This window comes from uncultured Tessaracoccus sp., assembly GCF_947286155.1.
In the GTDB taxonomy this organism is placed as follows: domain Bacteria; phylum Actinomycetota; class Actinomycetes; order Propionibacteriales; family Propionibacteriaceae; genus Arachnia.
The window spans coordinates 15752-29301 of record NZ_CAMYPD010000015.1 but is presented as its reverse complement, the minus strand read 5'-3'; the positions used below and the strand labels follow the sequence as shown (position 1 = coordinate 29301).

At 64.9% G+C, this 13550-nt stretch carries 13 protein-coding genes; 1 reads left to right on the top strand and 12 read right to left on the bottom strand.

Annotation, left to right across the window (positions count from 1 at the left end; genetic code table 11):
* Positions 1-44: 44 nt before the first annotated feature.
* From Q0X68_RS05485 to Q0X68_RS05450, 8 genes are all read right to left on the bottom strand, one after another.
* Positions 45-3215 carry a molybdopterin-dependent oxidoreductase gene (locus Q0X68_RS05485; RefSeq protein WP_297748693.1) on the bottom strand — a complete coding sequence of 1057 codons (3171 nt, stop codon included), beginning with the start codon at positions 3213-3215 and terminating at the stop codon, positions 45-47.
* Entirely contained in the window at positions 3212-4465 is a 1254-nt protein-coding gene (gene nrfD, locus Q0X68_RS05480) for an NrfD/PsrC family molybdoenzyme membrane anchor subunit (protein ID WP_297748690.1), read from the bottom strand. Before nrfD ends, Q0X68_RS05485 begins: the two co-directional genes overlap by 4 nt.
* A 5-nt stretch (positions 4466-4470) precedes the next feature.
* On the bottom strand, positions 4471-5130 hold the full coding sequence (locus Q0X68_RS05475) for a 4Fe-4S dicluster domain-containing protein (protein ID WP_297748687.1): 660 nt from the start codon (positions 5128-5130) through the stop codon (positions 4471-4473).
* 142 nt (positions 5131-5272) lie between these two features.
* Positions 5273-5860: a hypothetical protein gene (locus Q0X68_RS05470; protein ID WP_297748684.1), complete on the bottom strand. Its 588-nt coding sequence runs from the start codon at positions 5858-5860 to the stop codon at positions 5273-5275.
* Positions 5861-5868: 8 nt separating this feature from the next.
* On the bottom strand, positions 5869-6855 hold the full coding sequence (locus tag Q0X68_RS05465; protein WP_297748681.1) for a M56 family metallopeptidase: 987 nt from the start codon (positions 6853-6855) through the stop codon (positions 5869-5871).
* A complete protein-coding gene (locus tag Q0X68_RS05460; protein ID WP_297748678.1) occupies positions 6852-7256 on the bottom strand; it encodes a BlaI/MecI/CopY family transcriptional regulator in 405 nt (134 codons plus the stop codon). Before Q0X68_RS05460 ends, Q0X68_RS05465 begins: the two co-directional genes overlap by 4 nt.
* A 126-nt stretch (positions 7257-7382) precedes the next feature.
* On the bottom strand, positions 7383-9893 hold the full coding sequence (locus tag Q0X68_RS05455) for an ATP-dependent Clp protease ATP-binding subunit (RefSeq protein ID WP_297748675.1): 2511 nt from the start codon (positions 9891-9893) through the stop codon (positions 7383-7385).
* A gap of 96 nt (positions 9894-9989) precedes the next feature.
* Entirely contained in the window at positions 9990-10319 is a 330-nt protein-coding gene (locus tag Q0X68_RS05450; RefSeq protein ID WP_297748672.1) for an Lsr2 family protein, read from the bottom strand.
* A 170-nt stretch (positions 10320-10489) separates the two neighbouring features.
* Between Q0X68_RS05450 and Q0X68_RS05445 the strand changes: the two genes are divergently transcribed.
* Positions 10490-11485, top strand: a complete 996-nt coding sequence (locus tag Q0X68_RS05445; RefSeq protein ID WP_297748669.1) for an NADH-quinone oxidoreductase subunit D — start codon at positions 10490-10492, stop codon at positions 11483-11485.
* A gap of 8 nt (positions 11486-11493) precedes the next feature.
* Here the strand turns inward: Q0X68_RS05445 and Q0X68_RS05440 are convergent, their stop codons facing one another.
* From Q0X68_RS05440 to folB, 4 genes are read right to left on the bottom strand one after another with little or no spacing between them, the layout of a single operon-like run.
* Positions 11494-12126, bottom strand: coding sequence for a hypothetical protein (locus tag Q0X68_RS05440; protein ID WP_297748665.1), 633 nt, complete (start codon positions 12124-12126; stop codon positions 11494-11496).
* 27 nt (positions 12127-12153) lie between these two features.
* The gene (locus Q0X68_RS05435) at positions 12154-12636 is read right to left on the bottom strand and encodes a DUF3180 family protein (RefSeq protein WP_297748663.1); all 483 of its coding nucleotides are present in this window, start codon (positions 12634-12636) and stop codon (positions 12154-12156) included.
* Positions 12633-13196, bottom strand: coding sequence for a 2-amino-4-hydroxy-6-hydroxymethyldihydropteridine diphosphokinase (folK, locus tag Q0X68_RS05430; protein ID WP_297748660.1), 564 nt, complete (start codon positions 13194-13196; stop codon positions 12633-12635). Before folK ends, Q0X68_RS05435 begins: the two co-directional genes overlap by 4 nt.
* Positions 13193-13537 carry a dihydroneopterin aldolase gene (gene folB / locus Q0X68_RS05425; RefSeq protein WP_297748771.1) on the bottom strand — a complete coding sequence of 115 codons (345 nt, stop codon included), beginning with the start codon at positions 13535-13537 and terminating at the stop codon, positions 13193-13195. Before folB ends, folK begins: the two co-directional genes overlap by 4 nt.
* Positions 13538-13550 lie beyond the last annotated feature (13 nt).

The window sequence follows — 13550 nt, the reverse complement described above, 5'->3', positions numbered from 1 at the left end:
GGGGCGCAGTCGCTCGAACGCGCTCAGCGCCCCCAGCAGATCTTTCAGGCCTTCCTCACCTCGATCCAGGTGTCGAGCTGGGATGCGCCGCCGCCGATTGGGTCGGTCATGCCGCCACCGCCCTCGAACGATTCCCGCACGAGGAGGTGGTTGACGCCAAAGCCCGCCGTGCGGGGGCCGGCGTAGCCAGTCTCCTCGTTCATCGGCGTGATCTTCCGTGCTGATTCCTCGTGCCCGTACGGCTTCGGTGGCTCCACGGTCTTGCCGTCGAGTACGTAGGAGCGGCCACCGTAGTCCGTGTGCCCAAACGTGGCGTCTGCGCCGACGACTCCCGGGCGGATCGCCTCGGTCAACCATGCGACGGCACGGGCCTCGGCGCCGTTGGGGCTCGTCAGGAGCAGCTCGTCGCCGTTGTTGATCCCTCGTGAGCGCGCGTCGACGGGGTTCATCGTCAGGTAGTTGGCCGGCCGGATCTCACGCAGCCACGCGGAGTTGGCGGTGCGGTGCGTGCCTTGCTGGCGCGCCTTCCAGTTGATGAAGTGCAGCGGGTACTGGTCTTTCGGCACGGGGGTGCCGTCGGCCATCGTCACCTCGCGGATGGCGGCGATCCCGTCGAAGAACTCGCCCGTCACCGGATCCTTCGCCCCTGCCACCTTCTGCGAGTAGAACGTGAGGAGGCCCTCGTAGCGGTACTTCAGCCAGTCGCCCTCGTAGCCGTTGGCGTGCTCGTCGCCGTGGTCCTCGAAGCGGCCGCCGCGGTTGAGCACCGTGACCACCTTGGGCCACTCCTCCGCGGTGACGCACGCTTTCCAGGCCGCCTCGTCGAACGCATCCTTGAGGTGCTTCTCGCGTGTCTTGGTGAACACCTCGAGCTCATGCGCGTCAGCATCGGCGACGGGCTTCTTGCCAGCGAAGGCGACGTTGGCCGCCATCTTGAGGTAGTAGTCCTCGACGGAGTTCCAGTGCGCGCCGGGGCCGAAGGCATTGTCCCCAACGCCCGGCAGCCCGAGAGCCTTGCCGATTTCGAGATACGTGGCCTCCACCGGGCGCGGACCATCGAAGGCCCGCGTCGTCGGCTGGCCGAGCTGCGTCACCGCATACTGCTGCGACGGGTAGATCGATTCCTGCGTGAACCGCTCGAGGTAGGTCGTGTCGGGCAGCAGGTAGTCGGCGTAGCGCGAGGTATCGCCCATCTGCGTGTCGAAGCACACCAGCAGTTTGATCTTGTCTGTCTGCTTCAGCTGTTCAGCGATCTGCAACCCGTCAGGCGAGCTGTTGATCGGCGAGTGCCGATGGATGAACAGCGCATTGAGGCCGTACGGGTACTCGGCGACGGCCGACGGGATGACCTCGTGACACAGGTTGCCGGGGAACTGATACCAGCGCCGCTTCGGCTTGCCACCTTCCTCCTTAGCGAACGACGTCTTGAAGTAGTTCGTCTTTTCACGGGTGACCGGGATGCCCCATGCCTTGCGTGGCTCCTCGACGGTCTCAAGGTCGTAGCGCCCGGCGCGAGGGCTGAAACCCTTCTGGGCACCGATGTGGCCGCCCTTCCAGTCGTGGTTGCCGATGAGGAGGTTGAGGTAGCCGATGGCGCGGATGGCGTCGAAGCCGTTGGTGTGCATGGCTGCACCCCGGTAGCTCATCACCGCAGCTTGCTTGCCGTGCGACGTGAACTCGCGCGCCACTTGGACGATGGTGTCGACGTCGATACCGCAGGCCTCGGCGTATTCCTCCATCGATTTCTCGAGCGCCCGCTCCTTCAGGAGCGTGAACACCGACTTCACCCGCGCCTGCGTCCCGTCGGCCAACGTGACCATCTGGTCTACCTCGAGATCGGCGGGGCCGGTGGCCTGCGTGACGGGCGTCACCTTGCCATCGACCATGCAGCACGACTCGGCCTCCGGCGGTGGCGCGCCCTCCTCGGCTTCCGGCGCCTCACCAAGGCCCATCATCACAACGTCCAGCTTTTGGCGACGCTTGTCGTCGAGATTCACGAGCGTGGTCGCATCCGTCCAGCATGGCTCGCCGACGGATTTGGCCACCTGCTCGTTCGGCGCCCGCAGGTGCTGCTCGTCGTAGCGGCCCTGCTCGATGATCCACCGAACCATCGCCCAGGCGAGCTCGGCGTCGTGGCCCGGCTTGACCGGCAGCCATCGATCAGCTTTCTCGCCTGTCTTGGACATGCGGGGATCGACGACGACCATCTTCATGCCCAGCTCACGGGCGCGCCCGATGCGGGGGGCGAGCCACGTCGGACCCTTCTGTGCGGTGAGCGGCTCGGAGCCCCAGACGATCAGGTAGCGGCAGTAGTCGATGTCGGCGTACATGCGCTTGAAGTTGGTCTTGGGGTGCATGTGTGCGTTGGCGACGACGCCCGTGACGCCGCATGTGCCGCCGTGGTTGAACTGGTTGATCGAGCCGAACGACTGCAGCATCCAGCGCTCGCCGAGCAGCGCCATGCGGTCGCCGCCCATCATCGCCAACAGGTTGGCCTTCGGGCCGAGCTCGGGGCGTTTCGCGTCGATGAGTGCATCGCCCCACTGCTGCTCGAAGGCCTCGGCGCTCATGGTGCCCGCCTGCACCTTGTCCCAGTCCGCCATGACCTTCTTCTTCGGCGCGAACTTGTACCAGGATTTGAGCCCCGGGGTGCCGAGCTTGTCGTCACCTTCGAGGATGCCCTGCAGCGCTTCCTCCCACGTGATGGTCTCCCATTTGCCCTCGCCGCGCGCACCTACGCGACGCATGGGCTGCTTGATGCGCTTCAGGTCGTGCACGATCTGCGGGCCAGCCTGCCCCTTAAGGCACGCGATGCCGCCGGAACGCGAACGCGAATCCTTGCGCATCACCCCGATCCCCTTCACCGCATCCGCCAGTGTCGTGTCGTACGGGATCGGCCCAACGGGCTGTGTCGTCAGCGGCGAGTAGGGGTTGCCCGCGATCTTCCCGACGAGCGCCGTCGCGCCAGTGTCTGCGGCGTCGACGAGGCGGACCTTGATGGTGCAGAAGGTGTTGCACTGCATGCACATGGAGTGGATGACGTCGGTCTCGTCGTAGGTGTCGACGACATCGCCCCGCCCGTGCTGCGTGGGTTCTCTGATTGGGTCCTCGAATCCGTCCTTGAACGTCCACCCGATGGCGGCCGCCCCGGCGACGCCTGCCGTCGTGCCGATGACGACGTTACGGCGCGAGGGCTTGTGTTCGGTCTGACTCATGCGACGTGCTCCTCATGGTCGTGCTCGGGCTCGTGAATGGGCTGCCATTCGGAGACGAGGCTGTACAGCAGCGCCCCGCCGGCGATAAAGAAGACACACACCAGCCACTCGGCGAGCGTCGGGAAGTAGTAGTTCTCGGGGTAGCCATCGATGACGGGCGGGATCAGCGGAGGCACAACAATGTTGAAACGCACGCCGACGATACCGACAACGACCATCATCGCCGCGGCGACAACCCAACCGAGCTTCTTCTTCAGTGGGCTGAGCAGGATGATCGACGGGATCACCATGCCAAGCCCCAGTTGCAAGCCCCAGAAGGTCCACGCGTAGGGACCGGTGGCCTGGATGCCGACGATGTCCGTGTCGTGACGCTCATAGGCCAGCAACGGAACGATGAACTCGTAGAACGTCAGCAACAGGTCGAAGATCACCGCAGCGAGCAGGACGTTACCGAGGCCTTTCAGGAGTTTCTCGTCGGGTTTGCGCCCGATGCCACGCGACTGCCAGTAGTTGACAGCCAGGAGTAACGCGGTGCCCGAGACCATGGCGGAGACGACGAAGATAATCGGGAACAGACCACCGAACCACATCGCGCGTGCCTTCACGACTGCGAAGATCGTGCCAGTGCCGCCATGCACGCCGATGATGGCCAGCGGCACGCCGATGGTGCCAAGGATTCTGAGCCACAGTTTCGTGCGTTCCACGCTCTTCGCGATGCCGTGGTGGAGCCGAAGCGCCAGCACGAGCTCCGCGATGAGCAGTGTGATGTAGATGACGTAGAACCGCACCTCCCACGACAGTGGCGACGTGAAATGGAAGTGCGGGAAGACGAGCAACGCGCGGTCGAAGCGCCCGAGGTCCATGCCGATGAAGGCGAGAGCGACGAACATCGACACGATCGCTGACAGCAGCGCCGAGCGGCCGATGCGCTCGAACTGGTACATGCCGAACACGTACACGAGGCTCGACAGCAGGAATGCGCCCGCGGAGAGACCGACGAAGAAGATGTAGAACGCAACCCACGCGCCCCAGGGCATCTGCGACGTGAGGTCGGTCATGGCGAGCCCCTTGGTGAGGCGTTCCCACATGCCGTAGGCACCAGCGACGAGTGACACAGCCAGCAGGCCGTACCAGAGCACCCGGTTACGTGGTGTCAGGAAGCCCTCGCGCCCCTTGCCCTCATTCGTGAAGCGACGGATCAACCCGCCGCGCTCGGCCTTCGGGGCCGAATCCATGGTGATCGACGTCATGGCACTCACTTCAGGTAGTAGACGTTGGGTTCAGTGCCGACCTCTTCTTTGAGACGGAAGGCACGCGGGTCGTGGGCCAGCTTCGAGACGACCGACGTTGGGTCGTTGAGGTCGCCGAAGTAGCGGGCGTCGCCGATGCACGTCTCAACGCAGGCTGGCTCCTCGCCGCGCGGGGTGCGGTGCGAGCAGAACGTGCATTTGCGGACCGTGCCCACGGGGGCTGTCCAGATGCCGCCACGCTTGCCTCGGTCGATGCCCCACTCGGGCGCCTGCACCTCATCGGCGCCCTGCATCTCGTCGCGGTAGGACTCGCCGAAGTCGAACGACCGCGCGCCATAAGGGCAGGCCGTGATGCAGTAGCGGCAGCCAATGCAGCGGTCCGCGTCGATGACGACGACACCGTCGTCACCCTTGTAGGTGGCGTTCACGGGGCAGACCGTAACGCACGGTGGGGTGTCACACTGCATGCAGGGCCGCGGGATGTTCACCCGACGCACGTTGGGAAACGAGCCGACCTCCTGCTCGACAACGACGTTGTAGCTCACGCCGGGTGGCGTTCGGTTCTCCACTTTGCAGGCGATCGTGCACGAATCACATCCCACGCACTTCTGGAGGTCGATCACCATGCCCCACCGGGGCTGTGCTTCGTTCTCGGAGGTTGTCACAGGCTTCTCCTCAGGGGTCCGACCCCCTCGACGGCGCGGGGGCGACATTACTATCCGATGTAGTAAGTCGAGCTTACCAAGCATCTACGGCAATTACTACCCTGCATAGTCGATTGATTCGGGGAGCCTCAGCACCAATCGCTCAGAAGCGGAAGAACGCGGTGCGTCCCGTGTGTTCCAGTGTGCCGAGAAGGTCACGCCCGCTCTCGGTGGAGACGTGGGCGGCCACCACCCGGATGAGGACGCGCATCACGAGCACCTGGGTTTCAGCGTCGGCACGAGCGCACCAGCGCGACAGGGCCTCCAGCCACCCCGAGGCAGACTCGAACTGCTCCTTGCGCTGTGCTTTGGCGGCCTCATGGTCACCCGTCGCCCAGGCCTCGGACTCCGCGGTGGCCCTCGCCTCGCACTGCGCACAGACGCGGGCGACGTCGCGGCCAAGCACTAGCCTGCCCCATTCCTCCTCGAGCTCCCCCAGATCTTGCTCGAGAGTGAAGCGGGCCGAACGGGCGCGGTAGGCGCCGAGCGCGGCCACCAGCTCGTCGAACGGCGACGACTCCCCCAGCCACGCGGTGGACTGCTGGATCGTCGTGGCCACATCACCGTCGCGCAGCCGACGCACGAAGTCCTCAGTCGGGCGGCTCGCAACTTCTCCGCAGAGGTGCCACATCGTGGCCCGACCCGTCGCGGCGGCAGCCATGGAGCGCAGGACATCATCGGTCGGTTGCATGGGGCTCCTCAGCATCCGGTGAGCAGGGCCAGTACGTACGGCCAGTGCACCACGCCGACGGCGAGGGCGAGCATGCAGCCGCAGGCAAGCAGTGTGGCGAGCAGGGCACGGCTGCCCTTCGGGTGCGCGACGCCGACGAGCGAGCGGACGCGCTCCGACCCCACGGCATTCATGACAGCCGGGGGTGCAGGCAGGAGCCTGGCGTGGGTGAGGTTCGCTTCGAGCTGGCCGAGCTTGAGCAGCGCGGCGGCGACTCCGGTGGGCGCGGTGGCCCGCCCGGCCGCCTGGTCCGCGGCGATTTCAAGCAGGGAGGCGACGCTGCTGCGGATGGAGGCGATGCAGGGGATCCAGCGGAAATAGTGAGTGGCGCCGAGGAGTGCGGCAAGCCACGCGTGGTGACGCTGGTCCAAATGCGCCTGCTCGTGGGCCAGCACACTAGCCAGCTCCTCGTCGGTGAGGAGGCCGAGCGTACCGCGGGAGACGACGATGCCACCCCGCTTGGCCGGCAACGCGAAGGCCTCGGGCTGGGGAGCGTCGGAGACCCAAACCCGATGACCGTAGATTCGCTCCGGGCGACCACTAGCAGCGACGGCCTCACGCACCTCCCTGCTAGCAGCCAGGGTACGCCGCACCTCTCGCACCGCGCCGGCAACGATCAGCACCGCGCCCAGGAAGGGAACGGACAGCGGGATGAACGCCGGGATGGCGTAGGTGATGCTGCTCTTACCGAAGGGCGAGGACGCGGCCAGGCAGCGCTGACACAGTTCTGTGGCCTTGGCGGGCAGCCATTCGGGCCCCACCCCGATCCAGGCCACGAGTGGCCCCAGGAACACGAGGCCCGTGATCCACACCAACGCCCCGACGGTGAGCGCTGCGGCGGCGAGCCTCGGCACACTGGCCAGCACGGGTGCGGAACGCTCGATGAGCCGCGGCCCGACCAGTGCGGCGACGAGCAGCACACTCGAGAGCATCACCAACCACAGCAGCGGGGTCATGGCGCCTCCGATCCCGTCCCCCTGGCGCGGAGGAACTCCTGCAGGAGGGCGACGTCCTCGTCGCCCATCCGGTTGACGAAGTGCAGCATGACGGCTTCCCGGTTGCCGCTGGCGTCCAGCGCACGGTCCACCACGTGAGCGGTGTATTCCTCGTGCGACATCGTGGCCGAGTGGAGGCTGGCGTGGCCGTCCTTGCGGCGCGTGACGAGCCGCTTGCGGCGCAGGTTAGTAAGCACCGTGGCGACCGTGGTGTAGGCAGGGGCGCCGGGCAGGGAAGCGCGCAGTTGCTCCACCGTCGCTTCACCCCGGGCCCAGAGCAGCTCCATGACCTGCAGCTCGAGCGAACCAAGCCTCGTCGAATCTCCGCCCTCGCGGTTCTCCGGCGTGTTGCTTCGAGTCACGCCACTCTCCTCCTGCCACTTCGCTTACTACGCAGCATAGTTGGCTTCGGCGCCGTTGCCCACCCTCCTCTGCAACTAAGGTGGCCCCGCACCCTCGAGGGTGCGGGGCCACCGTCGTCCGTGGGCTCAGCCTTCCATGGGTTCCCCACCCGAAGGCGCGGATTCGAGCTGCTTCACGTCAGCCTTCGGGACGCCGGTGAAGGTAAACGGCAGCTCGGCGCCTTCTTCAGCGACATCGACCTGGACGATCTCACCCGCGCTCAGCTCGCCGAAGAGGATCTTCTCAGCGAGCACGTCCTCGATGTCACGCTGGATGGCGCGACGCAGCGGACGCGCACCCAGCACCGGATCGAAGCCGCGCTTAGCGATGAGTTCCTTCGCTGCCTGCGTGAGTTCGATACCCATGTCCTTGTCGCCGAGACGACCTTCGATCTCGCCCACCATGAGGTCGACGATGCGCTCGATGTCGGTTTGCGACAGCTGGTGGAACACGACGATCTCGTCGACGCGGTTCAGGAACTCGGGGCGGAAGTGCGTCTTCAGCTCTTCAGACACCTTCGACTTCATGCGCTCGTAACTCGACTCTTCGTCGCCCACGCGGCTGAAGCCGAGCGACGCGCCGCGCGAGATGTCACGGGAGCCGAGGTTCGTGGTCATGACGATGACGGTGTTCTTGAAGTCCACCACGCGACCCTGCGCGTCGGTGAGACGCCCCTCGTCGAGAATCTGCAGCAGCGAGTTGAAGATGTCGGGGTGCGCCTTCTCGATCTCGTCGAACAACACCACCGAGAACGGCTTGCGCCGCACCTTCTCAGTGAGCTGGCCACCCTCCTCGTAGCCGACGTAGCCGGGGGGCGATCCGAACATCCGCGACGCGGTGTGCTTCTCGGAGTACTCCGACATGTCGAGCGTGATGAGCGCGTCCTCGTCGCCGAACAGGAACTCGGTGAGCGCCTTCGTGAGCTCGGTCTTACCGACGCCGGACGGACCCGCGAAGATGAACGAACCGGACGGGCGCTTCGGGTCCTTCAATCCGGCGCGAGTGCGGCGGATCGAGCGCGAGAGCGCCTTCACGGCGTCCTCCTGACCGATGTAGCGCTTGCCGATCTCCTCTTCCATACGCAGCAGACGCTGCGACTCTTCCTCGGTGAGCTTGAACACCGGAATGCCCGTAGTGCCCGAGAGCACGACGGCGATCTCTTCCTCGCCGACTACCGCGGGGATGTCGGAATCGCCCTGCTTCCAGGCCTCTTCCTTCTCCGCGCGCTGAGAGCGAAGTTTCTGCTCCTCGTCGCGCAGCCGTGCAGCCTTCTCGAAGTCTTGCGCGTCGATCGCGGCATCTTTCTCGACCTTGTTCTGCGCCAAGGCGTCGTCGAACTCGCGGAGGTCCGGTGGCGCCGTCATGCGCTGGATGCGCAGCCGCGCGCCGGCCTCGTCGATCAGGTCGATGGCCTTATCGGGCAGGAAGCGGTCTTGAATGTAGCGGTCGGCGAGCGTGGCCGCCGCCGAGAGCGCTTCGTCGGTGATGGTGATGCGGTGGTGCGCCTCGTAGCGGTCGCGAAGGCCCTTGAGGATGTCGACGGTGAGCCCGACCGACGGCTCCGCCACCTGGATGGGCTGGAAGCGACGCTCCAGCGCAGCGTCCTTCTCGATGTGCTTGCGGTACTCGTCGAGTGTGGTGGCGCCGATGGTCTGCAGCTCACCCCGGGCGAGCATGGGCTTCAAGATTGACGCCGCGTCGATGGCACCTTCGGCTGCTCCGGCACCGACGAGTGTGTGGATCTCGTCGATAAAGAGCATGATGTCACCGCGGGTTTTAATTTCTTTCAGCACCTTCTTCAGACGCTCCTCGAAATCACCGCGATAGCGTGAACCCGCGACAAGCGCACCCAGATCGAGGGTGTAGATCTGCTTATCGCGCAGCGTCTCAGGAACATCGCCGCGCACAATTGCCTGGCTCAGGCCTTCCACCACGGCGGTTTTACCGACGCCCGGCTCCCCGATCAGTACCGGGTTATTCTTCGTGCGTCGGCTGAGCACCGTCATGACACGCTCAATTTCGTGCGTGCGGCCAATCACTGGATCGAGCTGATTATCTCGGGCGGCCTGCGTGAGATTTCGGCCAAATTGGTCAAGAATCTGCGAGCTCGTTTTCTCAGGCCCGGCCTCCGGGGCACCAGCCATCGACGCTTCGCGGCCCTGGTACCCCGATAGCAGCTGCAGCACTGTGGTGCGGACGCGGTTGAGGTCTGCACCCAACTTAATCAGCACGGATGCTGCTACGCCCTCACCCTCGCGGATCAGGCCGAGCAGCATGTGCTCCGTGCCGATGTAGTTGTGATTCATCTGCAGCGCTTCACGCAGCGAGAGCTCGAGCACCTTCTTGGCTCTCGGTGTGAACGGCACATGCCCCGTCGGGGGCTGCTGGCCAACGCCGATGATTTCTTCGACCTGCTCGCGAACCTGTTCCAATGAGATTCCCAAGGATTCCAATGCCTTGGCCGCGACGCCTTCGCCCTCGTGGATGAGCCCCAGCAGGATGTGCTCCGTGCCGATGTAGCTGTGGTTGAGCAGCTTCGCCTCATCTTGAGCGAGCACGATCACGCGCCTCGCGCGATCAGTAAAGCGTTCGAACATCCGTCCCTCCATGTTGAGTGCACCCCAGCTTACCCATGGATGCACCGAACCTGGATTCTCTCATCGCGAACACGGCCCCAAGCGGGCCAGCAGCGATCAATTCGTTGCGAGGTACGCCTCCATCACGTCAGCCGGAATGCGCCCGCGCGACGACACCTCCATGCCGTTGGCGGCCGCCCAGGCACGTACTTCACCCGGCGCCACCTTCGCGCCGCCAGCGGCGGCGGCCTTGCGCCCGCGACGACGGGTTGCCGACACCTTGCGGCCGTGCTCGATGTAGGGAGCGAGGGCCTTCTCAAACTTCGCGGTATTGTCGTCGTTGAGGTCAATCTCGTACTGCACACCGTCGAATGCGAATTGCACAGTAGCCGTTGCCACGCCTCCGTCGATATCGTCGACGAGCGTTACTTCAACCTTACGAGCCATTGTCATCCTTTCAGATTTGAATAATTCAGTTCCCAGGGTACACGAGCTCAATACCAGAAAGGGGCGTTGTGATACGTCGCCAGCACTATTGCATCGGAGCGATGTCGCTGCCGGGGCATGCACATATTTCCCTCGGCTATCGCCACCCCACAAACACGGGATTTATCGCAGTGGAAACTGATGTTGTTGACGGGCTATGGCGCAACGTCGTGATCCAGCCTGGCTACGGCCATCGTGGCGCGGAGAAACTCTTTGAGGTACGGGATTGGCGAGCGGGAATCATGTTGGCAGACCGCCACGATTGGCTCTCAGCATTCTCCGGCGAGCTGTGCGCAACCCTCGCCATTGAGCAAGCCATGCGGCTCGTCGCACCGCCCCGCGCCACCTGGCTGCGCACGCTCCTCGCCGAAACCGCGCGCATCCACAGCCACCTCTCGTTCCTATCCGTGCTCCTCGACGACGACGTCGCAGCGCAGCTGTGGACCACCGTCGATGCAGTCCGCGACGCCGTGCTCGCGTGGTCAGGCAACCGCATCCACCCCATGCTGAACCGCGTGGGCGGGCTCGCGGCGGACATACCCGGCGGCTGGCAACTCCCCCTCGACGATGTGCTCCGCATCGCAGACCTGTGCGAGCAAGCGCTCAGTGCCACCGAGCGCTACCGCGGCCTTGCGACACTCGACGCCAATGCCTGCCAGGCATATGGGCTGTCGGGCCCCGTCGGGCGGGCCGCTGGCCTCGACCTCGACCGCCGGGCACGCGGCTACCTCGCCTACTCGGACGTCTTCCAACCCGCACCCACGCGCACGGCCGGCGACGGGCACGCCCGCCTCGCGGTGCTCGTCGACGAGCTGCGCACCTCGGCTGCCATGGCAGATGCGCTGCTCGCGGGAGTGGCTGACCACCCAGGCGAGGTGACGGTGCGGCTCGCGCGGCGCCTCAAAGTTCCTGAGGGAGAGCACTGGGCCGAAGTCGAAGCCCCGTGGGGTATCGCCGGGAGCCTGCTCGTATCGCGCGGCGGCGCAACGCCTTGGCGGCTAGCGCTGCGCACGCCCTCGTTCGCTAATCTCTCGGCGCTCGGGCAGGCGCTGGAAGCCACCCCAGAAACGCAGGTCGCCGACGCCGTGGCCACCGTGGGCTACAGCGTCGGCGATGCTGACAAGTAATTCGCTGCTCAGGCGTGCTTGCGGAGGTCTTCGCCAAGCACTTCGTCGAGGTGGAGCTTCGCGAGGTTGATGATCGTCGGATGCTCATCTTCGCCCCAGATGTCGCCCACCTGCGGAAAGAGAGACGAAGCTTCGGGGAGTTCGACGATTGAGCTTTCCTGTTCGGCCTCGTCGCGCTGCGATTCGAGCTCGGCGATACGGGCGGTGAGCTCTTCGATGCGCGCCTGGCGCTCGGCCACCTCAGCACGCAGCCACGCCGCGTTGCCGCGCATGGAGCTCAGCTCCTTCTTTGCAGCCCCAAGCTGGGAACGCAGCTTCGCGATGATGGCGTTGAGGTTCTCAGCGCGCGCGTTGAAGCGATCGATCATCGCCACTGAATCGGCGTGATGCTTGTCGGAAAGCGCCATCCGAATTTCAGTTTCGCGACGCAGCGCCTCGCTGTGCTCCTCGCGAATGCGCTTGACTTCTAGGAAAGACACGTAGAGAGCAATCATTGCCATCACAATGGCAACCACAACACCTGCGCGCACCACCCAGATATTGCCGAACATCGACGCTACTGCTGCGAGTGCGCCAATACCGAGGATGAGCAGCGCGGTGTTTCGTTCGTTCTTAGACGATGCGAAATGACGACCAGACATGGCTGCATGCTAACTGCTGCAATTTCCTTATGCGACGGTTGCGTCGGCGTGGCGCGCATCTTTTTCGTCCGGGGGTTGCTGGATGCGCAAGCGGTGTTCAATCATGGAGCCTGCCACCGCCAACAAGATGCTCGCGGCGAGCGTCCCGCCCCCGTGTATCACACGCTGCAGCGGTGTTTCAGCCTCGATAGCTGACACGAATTTCATCACGTACACCGTGTTGGCTCCGGCCAGCGCCGCGCCGCTCAGCACCATCGCCTTCCCAGTGATGAGGGCAACCATGGCTTCCTGCGAACCGAGCTTGCGCTCCTCTAAACGCTTCGGAATGCACAGCGCGTAGATGATGCCTGCGATGCTCACCACACCCAGCGCGACGGGCACCGTCCACGGCACCACCGGTGGGTAGGCGGCGAGGCGATCGTAGATCGCCAGCCCACCTCCCATCAGCAGAGCCCCCGCCAGGACGGCGACGACCGTCTGACGCGGGGTGGTGAGCGTGACCTTACTCAAAAGCCCGTTGCCGCCGAGATAACGATGTCGCTTCGGAGGGTGACGCCGTCGGTATCCATATCTTCGACGAGGTCAGCGATGGGGCCATGCCCCTCGAGCTCGCCATCCGGGTCGACGTCGAGCCACGGAACCAGCACGAAGGCGCGCTCGTGGGCGTAGGGGTGGGGAAGCTCGATGGCGTCCTCCGAGACGCGCTTACCCACCATGATGATGTCAATGTCGAGCGTGCGGGGACCGCCCGGAATGGTGCGCTCGCGCCCGAAGTTCTCCTCGATGGCATGCGCGCGGTCGAGGAGCGTGAGTGGCTCCAGCGTCGACTCCGCGATGACCACCATGTTCAGGAAATTCGGCTGGTCTTGCACCTCGCCCCACGGCGTCGTTTCGTACACCGGGGACACCTCGACGAGCATAAGGTCAGGGGTATCGGCGAGGAAGTCAACGGCCTCTTGGAGGATCTCTGCGGAATCTCCCTGGTTCGAGCCGAGGCTGAACACGACCTTCGAGATGGGACGCAAGTTGCCGAGGGTGTCGACATCGAGGTCAAACGGTGCGTTACTCATGTCTGTCTGCTCCTAGTGATGGTGACCGCCACGTCGGTGAACGCCGGGCGAAGCGGGGCGCTCGGCTTATGCACAGTAACACTGACTGACGAGGCGAGCGGCTGGCGGTCCAGGATGACCCGGGCAATTGCCTGCGCCAGCGTCTCGATCAGTTGGTAGGGGCCGGACTCGACGGTGGCTACCACCAAGTCGGCAACCTCCGAGTAGTCGATCGTGGACGCGAGGTCATCGTCACTCGGCCAGGATGCAACGGCCATCACCACGTCAACGACGAAGTCCTGCCCGTTAGCTCGCTCCTCGGGAAGGACTCCGTGGAAGCCTCGGGCGCGTACCCCCGTCAGCGTGATGGTGTCG